The sequence below is a fragment of the Imperialibacter sp. genome (assembly GCF_040222385.1).
Lineage (GTDB): Bacteria > Bacteroidota > Bacteroidia > Cytophagales > Cyclobacteriaceae > Imperialibacter.
On the sequence record NZ_JAVKDF010000023.1, the window covers coordinates 168755 to 191572 of the forward strand.

The 22818-nt window shown below is 47.2% G+C and carries 23 protein-coding genes; 7 read left to right on the forward strand and 16 right to left on the reverse strand.

All coding sequences use genetic code 11. From position 1 onward, the window contains the following. The first annotated feature begins 120 nt into the window (after positions 1-120). Positions 121-1188, forward strand: coding sequence for a hypothetical protein (locus RIG68_RS11025; protein WP_350122055.1), 1068 nt, complete (start codon positions 121-123; stop codon positions 1186-1188). Between the two features lie 91 nt (positions 1189-1279). Here the strand turns inward: RIG68_RS11025 and RIG68_RS11030 are convergent, their stop codons facing one another. Further along, positions 1280-2461: a trans-sulfuration enzyme family protein gene (locus tag RIG68_RS11030; RefSeq protein WP_350122057.1), complete on the reverse strand. Its 1182-nt coding sequence runs from the start codon at positions 2459-2461 to the stop codon at positions 1280-1282. Between the two features lie 151 nt (positions 2462-2612). Between RIG68_RS11030 and RIG68_RS11035 the strand changes: the two genes are divergently transcribed. Both RIG68_RS11035 and RIG68_RS11040 read left to right on the forward strand, forming a co-directional pair. Next, the gene (locus tag RIG68_RS11035) at positions 2613-2927 is read left to right on the forward strand and encodes a rhodanese-like domain-containing protein (protein WP_151998036.1); all 315 of its coding nucleotides are present in this window, start codon (positions 2613-2615) and stop codon (positions 2925-2927) included. 91 nt (positions 2928-3018) lie between these two features. Then, entirely contained in the window at positions 3019-3633 is a 615-nt protein-coding gene (locus RIG68_RS11040; protein WP_350122059.1) for a Uma2 family endonuclease, read from the forward strand. Here the strand turns inward: RIG68_RS11040 and RIG68_RS11045 are convergent. The 8 genes from RIG68_RS11045 to RIG68_RS11080 form a co-directional block, all read right to left on the reverse strand. Continuing rightward, complete coding sequence (locus RIG68_RS11045) at positions 3630-4097, reverse strand: nucleotidyltransferase (protein ID WP_350122061.1); 468 nt, start codon at positions 4095-4097, stop codon at positions 3630-3632. The genes RIG68_RS11040 and RIG68_RS11045 overlap by 4 nt on opposite strands. Continuing rightward, positions 4090-4290, reverse strand: a complete 201-nt coding sequence (locus tag RIG68_RS11050) for a hypothetical protein (protein ID WP_350122063.1) — start codon at positions 4288-4290, stop codon at positions 4090-4092. The genes RIG68_RS11045 and RIG68_RS11050 overlap by 8 nt, the downstream gene beginning before the upstream one ends. Positions 4291-4299: 9 nt before the next feature. Next, positions 4300-4644, reverse strand: a complete 345-nt coding sequence (locus tag RIG68_RS11055) for a TfoX/Sxy family protein (RefSeq protein WP_350122065.1) — start codon at positions 4642-4644, stop codon at positions 4300-4302. A 4-nt stretch (positions 4645-4648) separates the two neighbouring features. Beyond that, entirely contained in the window at positions 4649-7045 is a 2397-nt protein-coding gene (locus RIG68_RS11060; RefSeq protein WP_350122067.1) for a glycoside hydrolase family 95 protein, read from the reverse strand. Positions 7046-7136: 91 nt separating this feature from the next. Then, positions 7137-9521 (reverse strand): T9SS type A sorting domain-containing protein, encoded by a 2385-nt coding sequence (locus tag RIG68_RS11065; protein WP_350122069.1) that lies wholly within the window; start codon positions 9519-9521, stop codon positions 7137-7139. 249 nt (positions 9522-9770) lie between these two features. Next, positions 9771-10328, reverse strand: a complete 558-nt coding sequence (locus RIG68_RS11070) for a GNAT family N-acetyltransferase (RefSeq protein WP_350122071.1) — start codon at positions 10326-10328, stop codon at positions 9771-9773. Continuing rightward, on the reverse strand, positions 10325-11269 hold the full coding sequence (locus RIG68_RS11075) for a bifunctional helix-turn-helix transcriptional regulator/GNAT family N-acetyltransferase (RefSeq protein WP_350122073.1): 945 nt from the start codon (positions 11267-11269) through the stop codon (positions 10325-10327). The genes RIG68_RS11070 and RIG68_RS11075 overlap by 4 nt, the downstream gene beginning before the upstream one ends. Before the next feature lie 97 nt (positions 11270-11366). Further along, entirely contained in the window at positions 11367-12038 is a 672-nt protein-coding gene (locus RIG68_RS11080) for a LamG domain-containing protein (RefSeq protein WP_350122075.1), read from the reverse strand. A 152-nt stretch (positions 12039-12190) separates the two neighbouring features. Between RIG68_RS11080 and RIG68_RS11085 the strand changes: the two genes are divergently transcribed. Beyond that, a complete protein-coding gene (locus RIG68_RS11085; protein ID WP_350122077.1) occupies positions 12191-13492 on the forward strand; it encodes a flagellar basal body-associated FliL family protein in 1302 nt (433 codons plus the stop codon). 7 nt (positions 13493-13499) lie between these two features. Here RIG68_RS11085 and RIG68_RS11090 read toward each other — a convergent pair whose 3' ends face one another. The 4 genes from RIG68_RS11090 to RIG68_RS11105 all read right to left on the reverse strand — a co-directional run bounded on the left by RIG68_RS11090 (position 13500) and on the right by RIG68_RS11105 (position 18848). Then, complete coding sequence (locus tag RIG68_RS11090) at positions 13500-16742, reverse strand: DUF7948 domain-containing protein (protein ID WP_350122079.1); 3243 nt, start codon at positions 16740-16742, stop codon at positions 13500-13502. A 201-nt stretch (positions 16743-16943) separates the two neighbouring features. Then, positions 16944-17312, reverse strand: coding sequence for a plastocyanin/azurin family copper-binding protein (locus tag RIG68_RS11095; RefSeq protein ID WP_350097988.1), 369 nt, complete (start codon positions 17310-17312; stop codon positions 16944-16946). Positions 17313-17339: 27 nt separating this feature from the next. After that, on the reverse strand, positions 17340-17888 hold the full coding sequence (locus tag RIG68_RS11100) for a carboxymuconolactone decarboxylase family protein (protein ID WP_350122081.1): 549 nt from the start codon (positions 17886-17888) through the stop codon (positions 17340-17342). A 78-nt stretch (positions 17889-17966) separates the two neighbouring features. Further along, positions 17967-18848 carry a helix-turn-helix domain-containing protein gene (locus RIG68_RS11105; protein ID WP_350122083.1) on the reverse strand — a complete coding sequence of 294 codons (882 nt, stop codon included), beginning with the start codon at positions 18846-18848 and terminating at the stop codon, positions 17967-17969. A 183-nt stretch (positions 18849-19031) separates the two neighbouring features. On the opposite strand from RIG68_RS11105, the gene RIG68_RS11110 reads away from it, so the two are divergent. The 3 genes from RIG68_RS11110 to RIG68_RS11120 all read left to right on the forward strand — a co-directional run bounded on the left by RIG68_RS11110 (position 19032) and on the right by RIG68_RS11120 (position 20873). After that, complete coding sequence (locus RIG68_RS11110; protein WP_317487881.1) at positions 19032-19460, forward strand: MarR family winged helix-turn-helix transcriptional regulator; 429 nt, start codon at positions 19032-19034, stop codon at positions 19458-19460. An 80-nt stretch (positions 19461-19540) separates the two neighbouring features. Further along, positions 19541-20545 (forward strand): NAD(P)/FAD-dependent oxidoreductase, encoded by a 1005-nt coding sequence (locus RIG68_RS11115; protein ID WP_350122085.1) that lies wholly within the window; start codon positions 19541-19543, stop codon positions 20543-20545. Between the two features lies 1 nt (position 20546). Continuing rightward, positions 20547-20873, forward strand: a complete 327-nt coding sequence (locus RIG68_RS11120; protein ID WP_350122087.1) for a 2Fe-2S iron-sulfur cluster-binding protein — start codon at positions 20547-20549, stop codon at positions 20871-20873. 2 nt (positions 20874-20875) lie between these two features. Here RIG68_RS11120 and RIG68_RS11125 read toward each other — a convergent pair whose 3' ends face one another. From RIG68_RS11125 to RIG68_RS11135, 3 genes are all read right to left on the reverse strand, one after another. Next, on the reverse strand, positions 20876-21346 hold the full coding sequence (locus tag RIG68_RS11125) for an OsmC family protein (protein WP_350122089.1): 471 nt from the start codon (positions 21344-21346) through the stop codon (positions 20876-20878). A 120-nt stretch (positions 21347-21466) separates the two neighbouring features. Next, positions 21467-21991, reverse strand: a complete 525-nt coding sequence (locus RIG68_RS11130) for a hypothetical protein (RefSeq protein WP_350122091.1) — start codon at positions 21989-21991, stop codon at positions 21467-21469. 40 nt (positions 21992-22031) lie between these two features. Beyond that, positions 22032-22556, reverse strand: a complete 525-nt coding sequence (locus tag RIG68_RS11135) for an RNA polymerase sigma factor (protein WP_350122093.1) — start codon at positions 22554-22556, stop codon at positions 22032-22034. Positions 22557-22818: the final 262 nt, after the last annotated feature.

Consider the following 22818-nt stretch of genomic DNA (forward strand, 5'->3'; position numbering starts at 1 on the left):
TTATGCGAGTTTTTTTTAAAGGCGGAGGCTATAGCTGATAGTGCCTGGCCTACCTGAGATTCAGGGTTTGAACTTAAGATTTTTTATAAGACCAATATCATTTTTTAAACGATTCGTACTATGAAAGCAAAACTGATTTTTTCATTTGTGGCTGCTCTAGTTATTTCATTTGCAGCTTATGCACAGGAACCAACTGCCGACAGCCTGGCGGAAAGGGTGGTTATCACTACTCACGATGGCATTGTAAGAGTAGGTGTTATCGTGAGCGATGATGGGAGAGAAATACTTCTTGAAACGGAGAACCTTGGAAAAATTTATATATCCAAGAGCGATGTCAAAACGATCAGACCCTTTGCCGAGTCGGATCGTATTGACGTAACCGGAGAGTACCAGGGCAATGACCCGTTCAGTACAAGGTACTATTTCACTACCAATGCACTACCAATCAGGAAGGGCGAGGACTATGGTATGCTCAACCTGTACGGGCCTGAAGTTCATTTCTCCCTAACCAACAATTTTTCCGCTGGCATTATGTCTACCTGGATTGCCAGTCCGTTCGTTGGGGTATTCAAAGTATCAATCCCGACGGCCAACGAGAAAGTGAATTTCGGCGTGGGAACGCTACTGGGTTCGTCAGGATACATCAACAATTTCAGGGGTACGGGTGCGTTGCATTGGGGTATGGTGACTTTTGGCAACCGCAGAAGCAACCTCACCTTTTCGGCAGGCTATCTGTACGTCAAGCTGGGTACAGATAACTATTACGAGGAGCCGGGCATTTACCCTGTGGTAATGAACGAATTTGGAGGATACGACTACCCAAATATTCCTTACCGATCTGAGAAAAATGGAATGGCAAAGGCACCGTCTTTTTCGATAGCCGGGGTAACGCCTTTGGGAAACAAGTCAAGTTTTATTTTTGATTCCATGTTTTTTGTGGCCAGCCAATACCGCAACAGCAGTACGTGGCACGAAACCTACGACGGCAATGGGATGCTTACTTCGATAACAATCTCGGATGAGTCTGGTTATGAAAAGTTTTCAGCACTGGTTTTGATGCCTGGAGTTAGATTTCAGCATCGGGAAGGGCGTGCCTTCCAGATAGCTCTCGCTGGTGTTACGGTGTTTCAGGACGGGGAGGTCAACTCCTTTCCACTGCCTAATTGCTCGTGGTTCTTTAAGATTTAATAGTGGTGGACATGCCTTGCCACCTACGTCAACTCAGCCGTTCTTATTTAGGGGCGGCTGGGTTGGCTATTTTTGCAGGAAAGTGATGTGTTTACTTTGAAGCTTTGATGGCCTGCTCCAAGTCTTCTTTAATGTCATCCAGGTGTTCCAGTCCCACAGAGACTCTGATCAGCCCATCCGTGATGCCCACTACTTTTTTCTCCTCTGCGTTGAGCTTCGAGTGTGTAGTAGAGGCAGGGTGAGTCGCTATGGTGCGTGTGTCGCCCAAATTGGCTGAGAAAGAGATCATTTTCAGTGCATTGAGGAATCTCTTTCCTCTTTCTACTCCACCACCCAGCTCAAAGGTGACGAGGCCGCCGCCAAGGGTCATTTGTTTTTTTGCCAACGCCTGTTGAGGGTGAGAAGGAAGGAAAGGATATTTCACCCAAACCACCTCGGCGTGGCTTTCCAGGTGAGTGGCTAGCTTGAGCGCATTGTCACAATGTTTTTCCATCCGCACTGCCAGTGTTTCCAGGCTCTTGGAAAGAATCCAACCATTAAATGGAGACATGGCAGGGCCAGTGTGTCGGGCGAAGAACCTTACTTTTTCAATATGTTCCTTGCTGCCGAGCACAGCACCGCCAATCGCTCTTCCCTGGCCGTCGATAAACTTAGTGGCTGAGTGGGTAACGATGTGCACACCGTATTTGGCTGGGTTTTGCAGGTAAGGGGTAGCAAAGCAGTTGTCGATATTGACAATCAGGTTGTGTTTTTTACCGAACTTCCCTAACCACTCCAGGTCTATCAAGTCGAGCGCTGGGTTAGAGGGAGTTTCCGCAAAAACCATTTTTGTATTGGGTGTTACAGCTTTTTCCCATACTTCAGCGGGGTCGCTCAGGTCTACGTAAGTATGTGTGATACCCCAGCGAGGGAAAAGCTGCGTCAGAATCTGGTGGGTGGAGCCGAAGACAGAACGGGAAGCGATGATATGGTCGCCGCTGTTCAGAAAAGCCGCCATGCTGGTGAACATGGCTGCCATACCCGAGGCCATGGCCATACCGTCCTCTGTTCCTTCTAACAGACATAGCTTCTCGATAAATTCGTCATTATTGGGGTTGGAAAACCGGCTATATATGTTGCCTTGCTCCTCATTGGCAAATAACGCACGGGCTTGCTCAGCATTATCGAATACGAAACTAGACGTGGCGTAGATGGGCACACTGTGTTCTCGTTGTGAAGAACGTTCTGCCTGTATACGGATGGCATTGGTTTCGAAATGTTTTTTGCTGCTCATATGCTGTAACTACAAAATTGAAGGCGACAAAGTGAAGGCTTATTTGGAACTTTTCAAAAAAATTAGTGGCTTTAAATACTGATTAAGCATTTAATTGTTGTTTTTTGAAGGACTTAATTTGATCTTCGAAGATTAAAGAACGGGAATAGCCATGAAGGAAATAAGTGTAAACGAACTGAAAAAACTGATGGATTCAGGAGCTGACTTTCAGCTGATTGACGTAAGAGAGCCCAATGAAGTGGCTCAGGCCAATATTGGCGGGCTGCACATACCTATGGGTAACATGGCCGACAATATTGATAAAGTGGAGAAAGGTAAGCAAGTGGTTGTGTACTGCAGAAGCGGAAGAAGAAGCGGTACGGTTGTGGAGTTTCTCGAAAGAAAGGGACTTGATAATGCCTATAACCTGGCCGGTGGAATTTTGGCCTGGAAGGCTGAATTTGACCCGAACATGAATGTGAACTAACGTATATTCGGGTAGATATATACAAGCCCTGATCATTCAAAATGGTTGGGGTTTTTTGTTTAAAGAGGCGTTAAATCTTTATATTTACGTGATGCCTGTAAAATATAAAATTCCAGAGGAAAACGTAGACGATATTACCCTCCTTGATTCGGGAGCAGCCTATTCCTATGCCGACTATTTGCGGTGGACTTTTGAGGATAGGGTGGAGCTTATCAAAGGAAAGATTTTTCATATGTCGCCTGGCCCTAACCGCAAGCATCAAAAGGTGAGTATTGACTTGGGAGCTCGAATTTACAACTTCCTTCAGGGGCAGAGTTGTGAGGTTTATATGGCACCTTTTGACGTCAGACTTCCCTCGAAGAAAGGTAGCAAAGACAAAGAGATTTTCAATGTAGTTCAACCTGACATAATGGTCGTTTGTGACCAGAGGAAGCTGGACGACAAGGGATGCATAGGTGCTCCTGACCTGGTGGTGGAAATACTTTCTCCTTTTACAGCAGCGAAGGATCTGAAAAACAAATACAGCCTGTACGAAGAAAGCGGTGTTAGAGAGTATTGGATAGTGTATCCGGGTGAGGAGATTATCGAAATTTTTGCGCTGACCGACAACCGTAAATTTGAACTGCAAAATCGGTTTATTGGCGAGGACGAAATCCAGTCTGTTGTGCTAGTCGGTTTTAGTTTGAAAGCGAGAGATATATTCTAATCCTTTCTTATTTTCCTTAACTCTTCGAGGTCAAGCAAGTCCTTATTTCTACCAGTACTTTCCTTGTTCATTAATAACTGCCGAAACCCGATGTAAAAAACGGGTACCCCCTGAATAATTGCCGTTTCACATTGCGCCAGGTCTGCGTCGAAAGCCAGCGGATCAATTCCTGGAATTTGTGCCATCAGGTCGACGTACATCCCATCATCCATCATGATCTCACAGTAGCCAGCTATCATAGGAACATGAAGTAGTGAGTCAAACCGCCCATAACCGAGAGACTCAATGGCGTTGATAAGGTTCTGACGATTTTCTGTGGAATCTTTTAGGTATAGATCGATGTCTCCTGTAGCCCTGCTGTGACCATAGTAGTTAACTGCAAACCCACCAATCACCATGTATAGTACCCGATGTTTGTTGAGCGAATCAATTACTCTAAGGAATTCCGGAAGCTCGTTAGTCATTTTTGACCTGCTTTGTGATCAAAAGCCCTTTTCCCTGCGGCCTTTTTAAGGGCTCTCTTTTCATCATTGCAGCATAGCTGTTGAGCTTTAGTAAAAATGCAAGTTTCTCCTCGGCCGACAGGCTGAGGAACCTGTTCATCCGTTCTGCCTCCTGCTCTTTGATGCTTTTTTTACTCAGGATAACTTTTGACATAGCCACAATTTACGATTTCTTTTTACTCGCTTTGGCCTTGGGGTTAAATTCCACTACCAGCCCGACCCAATAGTCCAGATCATCATCCAAATCTATTCCTTCAGGAGACACAAATACATAGCCTTTCATTGGTCGGCCAGTGAAGTCCATTTCTTTCGCTCCTTTTCGCTGTAGTGCTTCCTGGTAGATGTCAGGGTCGATGCGGGCCATCAATTGATTTTTCACAATACCCACAGTCATTTTTCCATCGACGAGGTAGCAAAGCCCTCCCATCATCTTCTTGGCCTCAAACGACACTTTGTGTGACTTCAGACTTTGGCCAATTCGCTCAGCAAGGTGCTCATCGTACGCCATATTGTTAGAATTTTATTGATTGCCTGCTTCCTTTCTTCGCAGCTATTGTCTGCATTTTATCTCCGAATCTGATCGTGTATTCCCCGTCATAGTCAGGCGTGATGACTGCCGATACCAGGTTTCCATCCTTCCATTCTATGTCAACTGTTACTGCGCCACGTGCACGCAGCCCGGTGATTTTTCCAGTTTTCCATTCAGAGGGTAATGCTGGAAGTAGATGAATCACGCCTTCGTGGCTTTGCAGTAGCATTTCGGCGATGCCGGCTGTGCCTCCGAAGTTTCCGTCAATCTGAAAAGGTGGGTGGGCGTCCATGAGGTTAGGGTAGGTGCCACCGCCCTGGTATTGCACTCCTTCCTCGGTGCCGATGTAGTTGAACAGCTTTTTGATGGCATCCAGCGCCATGTCGCCATCCAGCAACCGGGCCCACAGCGAAATCTTCCATGAAATAGACCAGCCGGTGCCATTGTTGGTGCGCAGTTCAAGTGAACGACGGGCTGCCTTCATCAGATCCGGTGCGCTGTCTGTGGTAATAGAGTGCCCAGGGTAAATGCTGAACAAATGGGAAATATGCCTGTGGTGAGGGTCTTTGTCCTCCCAGTCGTGGTACCACTCCTGTAGGTTCCCTTTCTGGCCCACCTGATAGGGGTACAGCTTGTCCAATGTGCTTTCCAGCTCCTTCCTCAAATCTTCATCCCTGTTGAGTACTTTGGTAGCTTCTATCAGGTCAATGAACAACTCCCGGATCATGGCATGGTCGGCTGTGCCGCCATAGAATGTGGCGCCGACGTACCCTTTGTCAGTGATATAGTCGTTTTCAGGCGAGGTGGACGGGGCGGAGACCAGATAATCATCGGGCCCTTCCACCAGATAATCGAGGCAGAACTGTGCGGCACCTTTCATCAGCTCATAAGCGTGGTTTTCAAGGAAGACGGTGTCTCTTGTAAAAGCGAAGTGCTCCCAAAGGTGAGTGCTGATCCAGGGGCCGCCCATGCTCCAGTTGGCCCAGCCGGGATAGCCATTCCCAAAATCACCTACGGGGTTGGTCATTGCCCAGATATCAGAGTTGTGATGAAGCGCCCATCCGTCTGCATCGTAGAAGTTTTTGGCGGTGACTTTGCCGGTTTGAGCCAGCTTTCCGATGAATTGCAGAAGCGGCTCATGCAGTTCCGACAGGTTAGCCACTTCTACCGGCCAGTAGTTCATTTCCACATTGATGTTGGTGGTGTAATTGCTGCTCCAGGGTGGGCGCACATGCTCATTCCATATACCCTGCAGGTTGGCGGGAATGCCTCCGGGTCTCGAACTGCTAATGAGCAGGTAGCGGCCGTATTGGAAGTAAAGGGCGGCCAGGTCCGGATCCGCTTCACCTGCTGTGAATCGTTTGAGGCGTTCCGGTGTTGGTAGCGTGTCGGCAGGTGTATGCCCAAGGTCGATGGACACCCTATCGAATAGTTTACCAAAGTCTTCTTTGTGCCTTCTTAATAAAATGTCGTAATCGGAGCCTTCAGCTTTGGTGAGATACTGTGTGGCGGCGGCAATCTCATCTTTTCCCTCTGCGCCCGGTTGCTTGTCGAATCCATTGAAGCTGGTGCCAGCGGAAAGTGCTATGATGGCATACGAGGCCCCGGACACTTTTACTCGATCGTCGGTGGCAGTCGAGGTTCCGTCGGTCGACAGCACTTTGGCGATGGTGCAGAAGCGCATGCTCTTCAAGCTATCATACCTCACCGCATCGGGCATATCGCCCCGATAGCTTGGCTCCGACTTGAGGGGAGAGAAGCCTTTCATGGCCACTTGTGCTCCCTCTGCTACAGTGGAAAACGGAAGTTTGCTATTGAGGCCCAATTCAAAATTCAGTTGATCATTTCCTTCAGCAGAAAGCCTCACCAGCATTACCTGATCAGGGAATGACACAAAGCTTTCCCTATGGAAGGCTGTGCCATTTATTTCGTAGTCGACTGAAGCGATGCCCCGGCTTAAGTCGAGCGACCTGCTATACTTAGCTGGGTCGCCAGCATGGTCAAAATCTATGGTAAGGAAGCCTAGCGGTTCATAGGCCTGTGAGAAAGAACCCTGCATATTGCGGACGAGGCTGTCGGCCAGTTGATAGTTTTCGTTAAAAAGGGCTGCTCTTACAGCCGGGAGATGCTTATATGCCTCCGGGTTCATATTGGCGTCGACAGGCCCGCCCGACCAAAGCGTTTCTTCATTCAATGAGAATTTTTCCCTTGCCACGTCGCCATACATCATAGCGCCCAAGCGGCCGTTGCCGATAGGCATGGCTTCTTCGAAGACTTTGGCAGGGGTGTTGAAACGGAGCTTTATTTCTGAGGGCTTTTCAGGCTCAGAACAAGCAAAAAGGATGAAAGGCATTAAGCAGAGTTGGTAGGGCTTATTCATTAGTCAAAGGTTTCTTTCAGCCTTTAAATTAGAATAATCTTACAAGTTATTCCCAATAAGGATTGCCACACTTGCCTGGACTACCTGCAAATTAGTCTTTTATGAGCCTTATAGTCTCCTGTCCGGTTACCTTGTTGAAACGCAAAATATAGGTGCCTCTCTGGAGATCAGCTATTTCCACCGTGTTCTGTTCAGCAAGATTTTGGGTTTCTATCAAACGAACCAGCGTTCCGGTAGAAGAGTAGATAGCTACAGATGCAACGTTCTCGTCCGAGTTCCAGGACACATAATCACTTGCCGGATTAGGATAAACTGTGAGAGGAGTAGCTACAGAAAAGCTCACCGACACAGGGGCGAAGTGCTCAAACTGACCATCGTAGTCTGTTTGCTTCAGGCGGTAGTAGCTGATTTTTGAAACCGGCTGATCGTCAACGGCTTTGTATTTCAGCTGAGAGATGGAGTTGCCAGCGCCCGGAAGATGGAGGATTGGTTGGTAGTTGATTCCGTCTGCAGATCTTTCGATGGTAAAGAAGTCGTTGTTTTCTTCCTCACCGGTAATCCATTCCAGTACAACTACATCGTTCATCACTTTGGCTGTAAAACTCACTAATTTGATTGGGAGTATGACGGCGCCGCCGGTAGACATATCGTAAGGGTTGAAGGTGGGGATATTAGGAGAGTTGAAAGTGCCTCCGGGTCCGGTGATTGTGCCGGAGTTTGTGAAAGTATCCCACTCCAAAGTACCATCACCTACTATCGTACCATTGTTTTGAATATTGCCGGAGTCCAGACCTCCGTAAACGGTAAGTGTGTTTCCTACAGTGGTGGTACCGCCAACTTCCAAAATGCCGTCTTCTATCGTCGCTCTACCTATGGAAAAATTACCTCCTACCGATCCGCCATCAGCGAGTATGATGTTACCGTTGTTGGTCATGGTAACGTTTTGATCAACAGTAAGGGGGCCGTTGAAATCGAGTAGCGTGTTGCTATTGTTCGTTGTTATTGAACCTCCAATATGTGCACTGCTTCCTACCGACAAATCGCCACCGTTGTCGATTGTTAAATTTCCTGTTGTGGTTAATGCCTGTCCAAAGTCAAATTGCGTATTGGAATTATTAGAACTCAATGCACCATTTATAGTGGCGTCACCCGTCACAGCGAAGTCTCCTCCGTTATTAATTTGCACATAGGATCCTGTAGTAAGGTTGCCACCGAAGTCGAAGGTGGTATTTGAATTGTCCGAGGCAACGTGGCCGCCAATGTTGGCATTACCATCTACAGCGAAATCACCGCCATTGCTAATGTCGACACTACCAGAGGCAGTAAGGTTATTCTGAAATTCAATTGTCGTATTTGAGTTGTTGGACGATATGCCCCCACCAATGGAGGCTACACCAACCACAGTGAGATCAGTTCCGTTTGACAAAGAAATTCCACCGCCTGTTGTAGTGACGGAGCCGTTCAGGCTGATTGATCCGTTGCCGTCTCCAGAAATTCCTCCGGCAGTGGTAGTTGTGCTACCCGTTACAACAAGTGAACCATTGCTGTTAACGGTAATAGAAGTACCAGAAAGGTTGCCGTTAACAGTCATAACCCCACCTCCCTTGGTGATGGCCCCACTCACGGTAAGGTTGCTTCCGAACAAGGCATTGTCTCCGCCGGTAGCTGAGAAAGTCCCTGTTACGTTTGCCGCGCCGGTGACAGACAGCCCAACACCGTTGGTTAAGCTCACAGATCCTGATGTTAAAGTGCCGCCGAATGAAAAGTCGGAATTAGTATTGTCGCCATTGATCGTTCCCGTCACCGACGCATTGCCTGTTACACTCAGGTCGCCCCCGTTTGAGACGCTGATATTGCCACCAACTGATAAGGTATTTTGAAATACGAGGGCTGTGTTTGAGTTGTTGGTTGAAAGATTGCCGGAGATCGAAGCTGCGCCGGCTACGGTCATGTCACTGCCGTTGTTGAGTGTTGCAGCCCCAGTCACTGTCAGCGAGCTTTGAAAAGAAAGTTGTGTGTTTGAATTGTCGGTGCTCAAAGCCCCGTTAACGGTTGCTACACCACTTACGGTCAGGTCAGCTCCTCCATTGATCGACATAGACCCTGCCGTGATCGCACCGTTGACGTTAATGGTTGGGTTGCTATTTGTACTGAAAGCGCCATTCATTTTGAACAGGTTACCGTTTGTATTGATGGCTACAGTACCGCCGGAGCCATTTTGGAAATTGAGCTGAGCAACTGTGAAGCTGGCAAACAGGTTAATGGTGACGCCACTCCCCGGCAAACTGATAGTTGCGTTGCCGCCATTAATGGTATGGTTGATGTTGATAATGTCTCCTGCCGCCAGGCTTGATGGCTGACTCGGCGACCAACCAGCGCTACTCCACGAGCCAGATGAGGTGGTGTTGTAGGTAATAGCCCAGGCTTTTTGCGTCAGGATGCTAAGGCTTACAAGCAGAAGAAGTCTAAGTTTCATTTCTTAAATAGCTGAATGAACATTACGAAAGTAATGTAAGTAGCTCTAATTCCTTTTATCAGGTTAAGTGGCTTTCGATGAATGATGTATTTTATTCGTTAAAGCTATTTAAATGAGGAGTGAGTACATTTTATTCTTTCCGGCAGCAAAGATAATGATGTAACTTTTTTATCAAAAATGTTATTTTTTTGATAAAAAAGTTAATTTTTGACGTGGGGCAAACACTCTTTCAGAAAGGTGAAGAGCTGCTTATTTCCAGTCCCAGGCCACGATGTCCCAGGTGTCAGTGGCATCGGTAAAGGTGTGTATGGTTTGAAACCCAACCCGCTGGTGAGCCCTGAGAGAACGGGGGTTTCTAGAGGCAATCTCCGTGATGCACATGTCGAATTGATTGGCATACAACGCTTTGTGCTGTTGATACATGCCATCAAAAACACCCTTTCCCCGGTATCCTTCAGCTACGCACACCTGGCCCATCACGTAATAGTTGTAAGACTGCATAGGCCTGTTCCGGTAACTGAGCGATTCAAGCGTTACAAACATGGGCTTTAATACGGGTATCAGATCTTGAAATGACTGAAGCATGACAAGCGCATAGCCCACCACTTTACCACCATCTTTGGCGATGACCTGAGGCGCAGATTCATTCATTGAGCGAAGTAAATCCAGGTTGTGCCGCACTGTTACAAAACCCTCTTTGGCCAGCTGCTCGGGTGTTATATTATGAGGTTGATTTCTTTCCTGGACGTTAAGAACCTGCTGGAGATCGTCATCGGAGGTGGGTGTAGTAAAGACAATGCTGCTCATAAAATCAATTCCATTTGTATGTTGGCCCTCTCATAAGGCGATGGAGGTCCGGTCACCTTTTGGAAACCCAATTTATGATAAAGATTGATAGCTGGTACCAGCCGGGTATTGCTCTCAAGAAATATACGCTTCGCACCTAGCGCTTTGGCTTTATTGATACAGGCCTGGCCGAGCAACCAACCTATCTTCTTACCCTGGGCCTTGGGGCTCACTCCCATCTTTGCCAGTTCAAAAGTTTCATTGTCCATCTTTGCCAGGGCACACGTCCCGACGATTTCTCCGTCGTATTCAGCGAAAAAAATATGCCCACCCTTGTCGATGATGTATGATTTGGGGTTGTCCAGATAAAGGAGATCCGTTTTCTCGACCTTGAAGTAAGCCTCGATCCATTCGATATTCAACTGCTTGAAGTCGTTTTGATATTGAGCATCGTAGTCGAAGATTTTCACTTTTTGCACCTCTCTTTCTTTCCTTTTAGCCATTACTCTGTCGAAAAGGCTTCTCTGTTCCAGCAGGAATTCCATTTCCTCGATGGATTTCCACATGTCGTATTGCATTTCCGATAGCAACTCTTCCGAGGCGCTCTTGACGTCTACCATTTGCTGTTCCAGCTTTTCACTCACTTCTTTACCTTTTGCTGAAAGCTCGACTACACTTTTTCGGCCATCGGCCTGGTCTTTCACTTCAGCGATCAACCCTTTCTTTTTCATCTTCTTGATTATCTGGCTGACTGAGGCATGACTTTGTCCTATGCTCTGTGCAATTTCCATTACGCCAAGGCCTTCGGTTTTCGCAAGGGTGTAGAATACCGGGAACCACCTGGGCTCCAGGTCAACCTGATAAACATCGTATACCTTGGCGGCGTTTTCAGTAAGTGTGTCACTGAGTTTTCGTAGTCTGCTGCCCACGGCCATTTTGCCAGCCATTTGATAAAAATCCATAAATGATTTTAATTACGTAAGCACTTACGTAAATATATAAAAGTAACCCTGACTGTGTCAATAGTCAGGATTAAAATATTTCATCATTCGGCAAGTTTCATTTTGACTTCTTTATGGTGAGATTGGCGAAATCACCATTGGTGGCGTAACCCACCCATATTCCCACGCTGCCCGTGGTTCTGTCGTTGAGTTTGGTCACTTTTAAACAAGGCTCTTTTGCGTCGTCGACGTAGACAGTGATTTCTTTGCCTTTTACTTCTATGCGGGCATGAAACCAACCATTCGGATCAGGTGGGGAGGGGATCTCATTTTCGTATTTTCCGGTATACTTCTCCCGCAGCTCGCTCCAGTCCCACCGGGGTGGGTTTACATACTGTACTGAGTGGCTGCGACGGATTTGCTCACCTGATTTGAAGTTGAATGGACGGAAATAAACAATATCGGCGGCAGTCTCCTTGCCGTCCTCAGGCACGGCGTGAAAAGCAACGCCAACAAAGTTCTTGCCCTGAACGTCTTTTCCTTTGATGTCAACTTCAATCGTGCCTTCGCTGAATTCCAGACCTTTGATCAGGGCATAGCCACCTGCGTCGCTTTTGTCGGAAAAGGAGACCGCCTTTTTGCCGCCGTCATTGAGTGGTGTCACTTTGCGGTCGATGACCATAAGATCACCACTCTTTAGCAATTGCTGTAGATCGTAGGATTGGCCCATGGCTAATTGGCTAAAAAACAAAGCGATACATAGCAGTGTCAATGGATTCAATCTTTTCATTTGTTTTGAGTTTTGTTTGACAATGCCAACAAGGTCGTCAACAGCCTGATGAGATCAAGTCCAACCGCAGTTCAAGTTTGTTCAAGATCATTCACAGTGGCACGACATACCTTTGGCCGACTTTTTCGTATTAAATTGTATCTTCAACGAGAATGGAATATTTGATAGCTCACTGCAGGAAATTAATTGAGTCACAGCTTGGCTGGGGAAATGCCAGCTTGTGGACCAGCGAGGACTTTGAAATACTCAGTGAAAAGATATTTGAAAAGACACAGGTAAGGCTGAGCGTGACTACGCTGAAGCGGATTTGGGGCAAGGTTAAATATGAGAGTTCGCCCAACGTGGCCACGCTAAATGCTTTAGCTCAGTTTGTCGGATATGACAATTGGAGGCAGTTTCGTCAAAAAGGCGGTATTCCGGTGACACCGCCAGAGGTCACCGCCAACGAGGTTTCTTTTAATTCTGACAGGGTTATTGGCCCGAAAAAAAGCAAAAAGAAAAATGGCTTGCTGCTGATTGCACCGGTAGGTGTGATTGCATTGGTTATCGCCTCATTTTTGATGATGGGCAAGGAAGAAAAGAAGCCTGAAACGCTGGAGAAGAAGAAGCTTCCCAAGCCTTTGTTCGAAAGCAAGAAAACTTCCGACGACTTACCCAACTCCGTCATTTTCCACTACGACGTTGCTCAGTATGAATCCGATAATGTCTACATCCAGCAGAACTGGGACCCTGAGCGGAGAGAAAAAGTAGATGAAAAAGGCAACTACCACACCTCTATCTACTACTACCCGGGCTATTTTGGCGCCAGGCTTATAGTCGACGGTGAAGTGAAAGCGATGGACAATGTATTCATTAAGTCACTTGGCTGGAAGGCCATGGTCGATAAGTCGCCGGTACCGGTGTATCTGCACCCTGACGAAATAAAAGGAAAAGGATGGATGGGTATCTCATCAAAGGTTTTCAGGGAAAAATCAGGTGCCGCCGTTTTTAATGAGACATGGGCCACGTTTCATAATGTGAGAGAATTTGAGGGGATGAACGGAACCAATTTCGTCTTTGAAGCAAGTTTGAGAAATACTTCCACTGTTGAGGAGTCTGTTTGCCGCAATGTGATCGTTTATTTGCTGGCCACCGAAAGCGCTGTGATTATTCCTTTGTCCGACAAGGGCTGTGTGTCTAACCTGGGCCTGCTAACCGGGAACAGGTGGATCGACGGGAAGACAGAAGACTTGAGTGCTTTTGGGTGCGATTTTTCGCAATGGCAGACATTAAACGTATCAAGAACGGGAGATAAATTTGAGGTTTTGCTCAACGGAACTTCCGTGCTAACTGAGAATCAGTCTGGCTCAATAGGAGACATTATAGGTATACGATTTGCTTTTGAGGGAGCCGGGCAGGTCACAGAGGTGAGGCTGGGTAACGCTAACGGCACTGTGTACGAGGAGAAGTTTTAACACACACTTATCTGAGCAAATGTACCCATCCGTTGCAGGTGGTAAAATCGGGTAGCACCACATCATAGTAGTAGATACCTGTTGGCAGGTTGCCGCCGTCCCACTGGTTGGTGTATTCATTGTTTTGGTAAACCACCTTCCCATTCCTGTCGACAATGCTGACAGGAAGTGGCTGGATGTACTGGATTTCAAACCTGTCGTTCACGCCGTCTCCATTGGGAGAGAAGGCGTTGGGCACCATGAGCTTACCTGCTTTGATCACCTCAGCCACTTCCTCCACACAAAGCTCATTGGGCGCTATAAGCCTTGAGGTGAAGGTTCCTTCCGTTGCATATTGATGGGTGCCAACCAATGCTGAAGATTGTGTCCCGTCGCCAAAATCCCAGTAGGCTAAGTCTGTGCCTTGTACGCTGCCTGTAAAGTTGTATTCCGATACGCCGGAGCAGTTGTAGATGGCCTCGATTTCTGAGTTGATAGTGATCTCTTCAAGCACATTGACGGTTAGAGAGTCAATGAAAGTGCATTTGTTTTGGTCGTTGTAAATCTCCACAAAATAGGTGGTGGTGGCATTGGGGCTGGCTGTCGGGCTGCCGATGTCGGTGGAGCTTAAACCTCTCGTACCTGGCGTCCAATAGTAGGAAGTACCTCCGGTGGCTTCCAGTTGAATCGATTCGCCATAGCAAATAGTTGCTGAGGGACTCAATGTGTACGTTCCCTGTGTGAGCACCAGCTGCCTGGTTGTCACATCAAGGTTTTTGCAGGTATTTGGGTTGGTAACAGTAAGGGTGATCGTGTACTCGCCTGCGGACTGATAGGTGTGCCGCACGGTGTCGCTATTGGTTGATGTGGCACCGTCCCCCAAATCCCAGAAATAAGTTTCTCCTCCCACACTTTCGTTAGTGAACAGGAACTCAAAAGGAGCACACCCTTCTTTGATGTCCGGGTTTTGCAGGTCGGGCGTGTTGGTAACAAAGCTTGCCGAAAGGGTGGAGAGGTCAAATTTGAAAACGCCAAGGTTGCAGTTGTTGCTGTTGTTTGTTTGTGACCAAGCCTCCTCGGTTGTAGGGAAGGTGCCATGTGTAGGAATAGGGTTATTTGAAACTATGCAACCTGCGCAAACAGCATGATGAACCACCCCTCGTTTATCGAATCGGCTGGTGCCTCCGTCCACATGATCCGTACCGGGGTTTCCACCAAAGTAGGTGGCGTACAAAATATCGGTTGCATCAGGTTCTAAAACTATCAGGTAAAAATCCCCTCCGTCCGTCGTGGATTGAAATGCATCTGGAGTTAACGGCATGCCGAAAGTATTTCCCTGATTGTAGTAACTACTTTGATTGATTGAGCTACCTCCCCAGCCGCTGATGTAGATATTGTTACAATCGCTTACCAGAAAGGCCGTGGGTGAAATATTTGAAGGTAGGGTTCTTGACCCAAAAACCGTCGACCAAATAGTGTTTTTTAGATTTGGGCTTAGCTTGTGCAGAAACTGCCCACTTCCGGGGTTGATGTAGGCGTTGCCAACAATAGGGTAAGCACCTTTGGTCTGACCCACTACGTACACATTGCCTTCAGTGTCTACATCCATGAGATACACCTGATCGGTAGCTGATGAGCCCAAATAGGTAGCAGCATCAACGGTGAGCAGGGACTCATTGATATGAATGACATAACCGTCGGCATCGCCAGCAAGTGATTTTTGCCATCCGGTCACGCCGAGTGGAAAAGCTGTACTTGTTGTTCCTCCGGCAGCATAAACCCCACCTTTTCCGTCAGGTTTTACGGTGAACAACACGTCGGTGGTGTCGCCACCAATGAAAGTGCCCCATTTCATCCCAGAGAGCTTCGAATCCATTTTAATCAAAAGCCCATCGACCTGCCCACTATGAGGAAGTATTTGGTTGGACATGGGAAAGTCTGCCGAGGGAGAACTGGAAGCAATATAGATATTGTCCTCATCATCGATATTCACTTCACCTCTGAACTGATCGCCATAATTTAATGTCAGCGCACCGCCAACCGAGATAATTCCATCGTTTTTGCTTCCACCAAGGAAAGATGAGGCTTTCAGGGATGTTCCATCTGTGGTTAGTATGCTCACGAAAATGTCTGTACCTTTCGTGTAAAGATTGAATGCGTTGCCAAAGGGATCCACGCCCTCTCCTCCACCGTAAACGGTTTGAAATGCATTGGAAGTCACCGGAAAATCAAGGGACGAAGTCACCCCCATTACGATTAAATCATTGCTGCTGTTCACAATCAGGCTAACAGGTGTTTCAGCTAAATCACCGCCCAAGTAAGTGGCGTAGAGAAGCTGCCTCCCTGTAGAATCGAATTTCATGATCACTGCATCATACACTCCCTCGAAACTTTCCTGAAACACGCCAACAGAGGGAACAAAAACTCCGGTGCTTGCTCCAAAAATAATGCCTCCTGCATAAGTGTTGCCGTTTTTGTCGAATGTGGCGGTGTTTCCCCAGTTGTCGGTTGACGAGCCTGAGTAGGTACTGAAAATAAGCAACGGGTCGATGACCAGCGTTTTGTCTTTGTCGTAGCCGTTAGGGAATTCAAAAGAGACCTGCTGGTCATCTACGCTGAAACGAGCCGGCACCTCCACAGTGTCTTCATTTATCAACTGGTAAGCAAACGGCTTCTGCTCTATCATTTGTCCAAACTCGGTTTCCACGATCAGGTTGTTATTCAGCAGGTACACGTCTCCGCAGCCTTTCCACTCCATGGCAATCTGACCGGGGTTGCCTCCCGCCGATACAATCAGGTCATATTTGAATGCCCCGCCGTAAGAAACCATTTTCAGGTCAATGCCCTCGTAGAGGTCACAGTATTGCACTTCGTTGAATTCCGGCACGCTGCTGGCCCAATGATCCTCCGTTCCCAGAAAGAAATTATGGTAGTAACTCTGCGCTTCCATGCTGGTGGTTGTAGGGTTTTTGTTGGCACCTACAAACGTAGTGGAAATGGCCTGCGACACCCCAAGTGCGGCCGACTCCTGAAGTGCTCCGCTGTTTTGACCGTCCAAATGACCATGTGAGCTGTCAAAGGTGTTGCTTAAATAGTAAACCCAGCCAGCGTCTTGAAGTAGCAAAAAGCCGTGTGGAACCTTTTTTCTGAACTTCACACTGTTGTCCCATTGCCCCTTGTTTTCAATAAAGCCATTGAAGGGATTTTTTTCCGCTGAAAGGAGAAATGGGGAGCCTGCAAAAATCAGAAAAACAAAGAGCCACCGCTTCATTGGTGATGTGTGTAGGGTTAGTCAGTTGAAAATATACAGGAAGAAGTTGAGTGAACAAAGGTGATTGCCATGTTCATGTATGCAAACAACTTGAATACTGGCTTCCCTATTCTTTTTTATCAGTGGCTACGTCGGATGTTTGTAAATAAAAAAGGCCTTCCCAGCAGGAAGACCTTTCAACACACCTTCTTAGAATCTCCATCATTTAACCACCAACCGGTAGTGAGGTGTTGGGTTAAGAGGGCAGAAGTAGACATACTCTCCTTTTTCCAACGTCACCTCGCCGGATTGAGCTGATTCACCATTCTCAATTATTTTCGACAGATACGAACTTTGGATGTGATTCTCCTGATCTGTTTCTCCTTTAGGTGTGATCACAAAACCAACAGCGTGATCCACACCTTTGTTGGTTACGTCAAACACATACTTGCCCGGTTTTAGAGTGAGTTCAGTTGTTTTGAACTCGCCGGGTGTTTGGTCAAGCTTGATGGTTTTTGCCTCCTGAGCGAAGGTTACAAACCCAGTAAGCATGGCCAGGATAGTTAATAAAAATGCCGTTGGCTTCTTCATTGTTGTTTTAGTTTACGGAGCGATGGATTAAAGAGCTACCTCGGCCAATTCTGGTGCCAGAGGAAAATCGACAGGCACCTGGGTAGCCCCGTGGATGAAATTGGAAATGACTTTGTCGCCAATTACAATAATGATATCCACCAGGTTAGCCGAAGAATACCCGGCTGAAAACAAGGCTTCAACCGACTCTCTGCTGGGCTTGCTGCGGTTGACAGTGGCGTCTTTCACAAACTTGGCCAGGGCATCCAGCTTGCTGTCGAACGAGGCCTGGCCAGTTCTGATCTCAAGGATTTGCTCGTCACTGAAGCCATTCATTCTTCCGAGCACGGTGTGGGCCGACAAACAATACTGACATTCGTTCACCTGACTCACCACCAGATTGATTACTTCCCGCTCTTTGGCTTTCAAGGTGCTTTTCCGGTTCTGCAGGGCCATGTAGTCGCCTAGTGCAGTTTCATTGTGAGCAAATGAAGCGTAAAGGTTGGGTACGAAGCCAAGGCCTGCTTCCAATTTCTCAAAAATAGCTTTGTTGCCGTCGCTTACTTCGTCTTTCGTGGGTACTTTAAATGTTGACATTGTTGTACTGTTTTGTGATTTAAAAGTTAAATACTGTTTACAGTACAATTTTACGCTGCCCGTCTGCCAAGGTGAGAGTCAGCTTTTCCCTACTAATTGTTCATTTTTCCCAATAGTGATGTTTTTGGCCTCATGTTTGAATCGCTGCGGCGCCATTGAGGTGATTTTTTTGAAAAGTTTGTGAAATGAGGACACCTCGTCGAAGCCTAGTTCGTGGGCAATTTCCTTGGTGGTTTTGTCGGTGTAAAGCAGCTGCCTTTTTGCTTCAAGCACAATGCGTTCGTGGATAATGCTCAGGGGCGACTTCTGGTTGAATTTGGCAAATAGGTTAGAAAGGGTTTTTGGCGACTTGAAAAGCAAATCAGCATAGTCGGCTACCTGTTTTTTTGTTTTAAAATGCGTTTCCACAAGCACATTGAACTTTCTGACAATCTCAATCTGGTTATTATCCAACTCTTTGGTGATAAGCTGCGTCCTGGCCAGCCTTGTGATTTTGATGATCAGCCGCTTAAGCAGCATTTGCAGCATTTCGCCCTGGATATTGTCCCGGGTAGTGAACTCGTCAACAAATACACGATAAAGCATCTCAAATTTATCGATCTCATCGTCCCTCAATGTTATGATGGGAATGCTCTGTGTGCCAAAGAAGATGATGCCGTTGCACGAAACTTCATGGTCGTGGGTGTTAATACAGTAAAACTCCCGATTGAATGAAAACGCAGCGATGGGAGAGGAGCCTTTCTCGAAAGCCACTTTTTGCAAGTACGTGCTTGTTGTTAGTTGGTTGGGTTGCAGCACAATGGGTGTATTGTCTACAAGAACCGTGGAGGCCCGGTTGCTTCGGTTCCAAAGTATGTGGATGAGTCCCTGCTCCTTCGTTAGCTGATCTCTTTCTCTGGCATAGTCGGTGCTGAGCCCAAAGTAAGCGTTGAGCTCTGACCCGTTAAATGTGTAAATCATGGCGATGCAAATATTTCGATGTAACAGATTGGCAGGCCTTCATAGTTTTTTTCAGAGCCCTAACCACGCCTATATGTCTTCCGCCTTACAAACCGGAGTAACCCGCCTTTTAATATTTATCAGGGAAAGATTGCAGGATCGTTGTGATTACCTTACTTTAGTTGGTGCACTAACTAATTTGACTTGAAAGAGCCCTACAATCAATATTCATTGTTGCTCGACCGCACTGCCCGCAAGGTAAAGTGGTATGCCCAGCAGCAGTTCAAAGAGCTGGGCTTCGACATGACGGTGGATCAGTGGTTGGTGATGAAGCTGACAGATGAAAATGAGGCGCTTAGCCAGAGAGAGTTGGCTGCTTTGATGTACAAGGATATGCCTACCGTTACCCGTATTGTAGATATTCTATGCACTAAAGGGTTGGTGGAAAGAGCTGAAAGTCCGGCAGACAGGAGGGTGTCGATACTTAAGCTTACAGAAGAAGGGCGTGAGAAGGTGACCAGTAGTCGAAAGCAAGTGCGCTCAATCCGGCTGAAGGCCTGGGAGGGGCTGAATGAAAAGGACTTCGATGAATTCAACAGGATACTCAATAAGATTTACGAGAATTTGACTTAAAGCAGGAAGGTTGTCAAAACCAGAAAGAAGATAATTCGTTATATATATTTGTTGCACTAAATATTACTACACTAAATAATATGATTAAGACTGACATTTGCATCATTGGAGCGGGTCCTGTAGGGCTTTTTGCTGTGTTCGAGGCTGGGCTGTTAAAGCTCAAGTGCCATTTGATAGATGCCCTGCCGCAGGTGGGAGGACAGCTTTCTGAAATATATCCTAAGAAACCCATTTATGATATTCCGGGTTTTCCAACCGTGAATGCGCAGGAGCTGGTGGACAACCTGATGAAGCAAATAGCGCCTTTCAAGCCTTCGTTTACGTTGGGAGAGCGGGTGGACGGGCTGACGAAACAGGAAGACGGCAGCTTTCTTCTCTCTACCTCTGATGGTACTGAGGTTCATGCTGGTGTGGTAGTAATAGCTGCCGGATTGGGAAGCTTTGAACCCCGCAAGCCGGTTATTGAGAACCTGGAGAAGTTCGAAGGCAAAGGGGTGGACTACATGGTCAAAGACCCCGAGAAGTACAGGGATAAGAAGATCGTGATTGCAGGCGGGGGTGATTCAGCATTGGACTGGACAATTTTTCTTTCTGAGGTGGCTAAAGAGGTGACGCTGGTGCACCGCAACCAAACTTTCAGAGGAGCGCTCGATTCAGCCGATAAAGTGTTTGAACTGGCACAGGAGAACAAAATAAGGCTGCTTCTTAATTCCAATCTGCATAGCCTCGATGGAGACGGAGTGATGAAGGCGGTGCATATCACAGACCAGGCCAGTGCGGTTAATACTTATGACGCCGACTACCTTATTCCGTTGTTTGGCCTCAGCCCCAAGCTCGGGCCCATTGCCGATTGGAACCTGGGTATCGACAAAAGTGCCATTGTGGTGAATACGGAAGACTACAGCACCAATATCCCTGGCATTTATGCCATTGGCGACATCAATACGTATCCCGGTAAGCTGAAGCTTATTTTGTGTGGTTTTCATGAAGCTGCACTGATGGCGCAGAGTGCTTTCAAATACATTTACCCGGATCAGAAGCTCAGCTTCAAATACACCACTGTGAATGGCATAACTCCTTTGTGAAATGGAATTAATCAAATTTAAAGTAGAAGACAGGGCAGGTGAAGTGCAGGAAATTGAAGTGCCCGGCGACATGGGTCTCAACCTGATGGAAGTGCTGAAAGCGTCGGAGTATCCCGTGCTAGGCACGTGTGGGGGAATGGCTTTGTGTGCCAGCTGCCATGTGTCGGTAGAGGAAGGCCTCGATCAGCTGGACGAGCAAAGAGATGCCGAGCTCGACATGCTGGATACCCTGCCCAATGCCCTGCCCAACAGCCGCCTTGCTTGTCAGCTTCCCATTAACGAGAAGCTGGTTGGGGCATATGTGAAACTACAGGAGGTGATGGAGTAGGGTTAGGCGATGTTAATAACAGGCTCATGCCTAACCTTAAAATTGACCGACCTCGCAATAAAGCACATCTGGTTGGCTTTGTGATGGAGCCTTTGGGTTTCATCAGCTCTCGTAGCATCGGTTATTGTTACCGCAGGTTTTAACAATACGTCGGAGAACTGTCCGCTGCCGTCGGGGTTTTCCTCCATGGTCCCTTCCGCATGGTCTTCATACGCTGTAACCACTATTCCGGCATCACCACAGAGATGTAAAAACCACAGCATGTGGCAGGAAGATATAGAAGACAGAAATAGCTCTTCTGGATTGTGCCTGCTTTTGTCGCCCCGAAATGATGGGTCGGAGGAAGTGAGGATGTCGGGCTTTCCGTCGATACTGATCGTGTGGCTCCGTTCATAATCACGGTAGCCTGAGGTGCCGGTGCCTTTGTTGCCTGTCCAGCGAATGGTGGATTGGTAGTGGTGTGTTTTGGTCATTTAAAATTAAGCGTCAATTATTGCATGATTTACGGCGTTGGTGAGTAAAAGATACAGTTCTTTTCCATCATTTGACTCCGACCAGGCTACCGGCCTGGCCGATACTAGTTTTGGCCGTAGCTATTGATCAGCAACCAGCTTGTCACGCAGGCTCTCCAGCTTTCTCTTTCGGGGTAAATGTACCCTTCGCAACTCCCAGGTAACCACTAAATAAGAGAGCAAGAAAGCCCCCAGTACAAGCAGGTATTTCTCCCAGGAAGCGTTGTTCAATGCCAGGTTAGGAAATGAAAAGATGGCAGCAGGCAGCAGGAACCACCACACAAAAGTTTTGGCAAAAGTAACCAGGTAGCCTGCATTTTTGATCGCCTCTTCAAGCTCGCCAAGCATCGACTGGTCAAACCTGTTCTCATTCCTCTTTCTGGTGCGACGACTGAAGAATACAAAAACACCAATAACAAGGAAAGCCAGCCCACCCACGTACGAATAGGCCTTTTCCTGATCACGTATGGCATCAATCAGTAAAAACCCTCCTGTTACCGTGGCAATGAACATCATGCCGATCTCGTTAATATGGGCCAGCCAGCCTGTTTTGTTTTTGTGCTGATGGATGCGCTGGTGCAGCGCTGTTTCGTTAATAGCGTACATAGGTTCGTTATTTTGAGTGTCCCAAATTTTTTTTAAATTCTCAAACTCCATGGTGCTCATATTTTTTAGATTGAGTTGTCAAATGTTTTTTAATCCGGTGAATCTTAACGCCAATATTGGTTTCAGTTAAACCGACCACGTCGGCCATTTCTTTGTAGCTGAAGCCATCAAGCAGTAGCAGGGTAAGCGACCTCTCTAATTCGCTCAACAAAGCGATTTCGGCGTAGAGCCACGCCAGCTTTTCGTCGTTGTGCATCGCTTGTTCCTGGAGCAACAAGGGGTGTGCTGATGGCAGCCCTTCTATCGACTCCCGGCCATCCTTGTGCTTTTTTTCCTTCATCGACCAGCGCATGGCCGTATTTAGCGACACCCGGTACAACCAGGTGCTCGCCGCCGACTCACGTCTGAACTTTGGAATAGAATGCCACACCTGTATGGTGATCTCCTGAAACAGGTCATCCCGGTCAAACTCCGTGAACGCATAGGCCCGTACCACTTTAAAGAGGAGTGCCTTGTACTGGCCGAGCCATGTGTTAAAAATCTGTTGCTGTTCGCTTTCGTTCATTTTTAAGATCAATCAGTATTCCTGTGCGTTGGATCTTTTGCTTTTTATGGCCACCAGGGATATTGTGGTTATAAGTTAGTCCTCAGATGTTCGCCTTACCCCATTCTACCGGATCATTACCTAGCTAGTACCGAGGCCTTAGGAAATCTTACAGAATGAAGGTAATTATTTAATAGTAGCGATGATTAAATAGGCTACTTTACAGTCTCCTGTAGTTCACAACCTCCCTGAATCTTTATACTTTGGAGAGATGCTGGCCTGG

Excerpts from the sequence above, each read along its gene's own strand:
- RIG68_RS11120 (WP_350122087.1), top strand. The coding sequence starts at position 20,547 with ATGGAATTAATCAAATTTAAAGTAGAAGACAGGGCAGGTGAAGTGCAG.
- RIG68_RS11085 (WP_350122077.1), top strand. The coding sequence starts at position 12,191 with ATGGAATATTTGATAGCTCACTGCAGGAAATTAATTGAGTCACAGCTT.
- RIG68_RS11040 (WP_350122059.1), top strand. The coding sequence starts at position 3,019 with ATGCCTGTAAAATATAAAATTCCAGAGGAAAACGTAGACGATATTACC.
- RIG68_RS11035 (WP_151998036.1), top strand. The coding sequence starts at position 2,613 with ATGAAGGAAATAAGTGTAAACGAACTGAAAAAACTGATGGATTCAGGA.
- RIG68_RS11090 (WP_350122079.1), bottom strand. The coding sequence starts at position 16,742 with ATGAAGCGGTGGCTCTTTGTTTTTCTGATTTTTGCAGGCTCCCCATTT.
- RIG68_RS11135 (WP_350122093.1), bottom strand. The coding sequence starts at position 22,556 with ATGAACGAAAGCGAACAGCAACAGATTTTTAACACATGGCTCGGCCAG.
- RIG68_RS11130 (WP_350122091.1), bottom strand. The coding sequence starts at position 21,991 with ATGTACGCTATTAACGAAACAGCGCTGCACCAGCGCATCCATCAGCAC.
- RIG68_RS11060 (WP_350122067.1), bottom strand. The coding sequence starts at position 7,045 with ATGAATAAGCCCTACCAACTCTGCTTAATGCCTTTCATCCTTTTTGCT.
- RIG68_RS11025 (WP_350122055.1), top strand. The coding sequence starts at position 121 with ATGAAAGCAAAACTGATTTTTTCATTTGTGGCTGCTCTAGTTATTTCA.
- RIG68_RS11095 (WP_350097988.1), bottom strand. The coding sequence starts at position 17,312 with ATGAAGAAGCCAACGGCATTTTTATTAACTATCCTGGCCATGCTTACT.
- RIG68_RS11045 (WP_350122061.1), bottom strand. The coding sequence starts at position 4,097 with ATGACTAACGAGCTTCCGGAATTCCTTAGAGTAATTGATTCGCTCAAC.
- RIG68_RS11125 (WP_350122089.1), bottom strand. The coding sequence starts at position 21,346 with ATGACCAAAACACACCACTACCAATCCACCATTCGCTGGACAGGCAAC.
- RIG68_RS11070 (WP_350122071.1), bottom strand. The coding sequence starts at position 10,328 with ATGAGCAGCATTGTCTTTACTACACCCACCTCCGATGACGATCTCCAG.
- RIG68_RS11030 (WP_350122057.1), bottom strand. The coding sequence starts at position 2,461 with ATGAGCAGCAAAAAACATTTCGAAACCAATGCCATCCGTATACAGGCA.
- RIG68_RS11115 (WP_350122085.1), top strand. The coding sequence starts at position 19,541 with ATGATTAAGACTGACATTTGCATCATTGGAGCGGGTCCTGTAGGGCTT.
- RIG68_RS11080 (WP_350122075.1), bottom strand. The coding sequence starts at position 12,038 with ATGAAAAGATTGAATCCATTGACACTGCTATGTATCGCTTTGTTTTTT.
- RIG68_RS11100 (WP_350122081.1), bottom strand. The coding sequence starts at position 17,888 with ATGTCAACATTTAAAGTACCCACGAAAGACGAAGTAAGCGACGGCAAC.
- RIG68_RS11105 (WP_350122083.1), bottom strand. The coding sequence starts at position 18,848 with ATGATTTACACATTTAACGGGTCAGAGCTCAACGCTTACTTTGGGCTC.
- RIG68_RS11050 (WP_350122063.1), bottom strand. The coding sequence starts at position 4,290 with ATGTCAAAAGTTATCCTGAGTAAAAAAAGCATCAAAGAGCAGGAGGCA.
- RIG68_RS11075 (WP_350122073.1), bottom strand. The coding sequence starts at position 11,269 with ATGGATTTTTATCAAATGGCTGGCAAAATGGCCGTGGGCAGCAGACTA.
- RIG68_RS11065 (WP_350122069.1), bottom strand. The coding sequence starts at position 9,521 with ATGAAACTTAGACTTCTTCTGCTTGTAAGCCTTAGCATCCTGACGCAA.
- RIG68_RS11055 (WP_350122065.1), bottom strand. The coding sequence starts at position 4,644 with ATGGCGTACGATGAGCACCTTGCTGAGCGAATTGGCCAAAGTCTGAAG.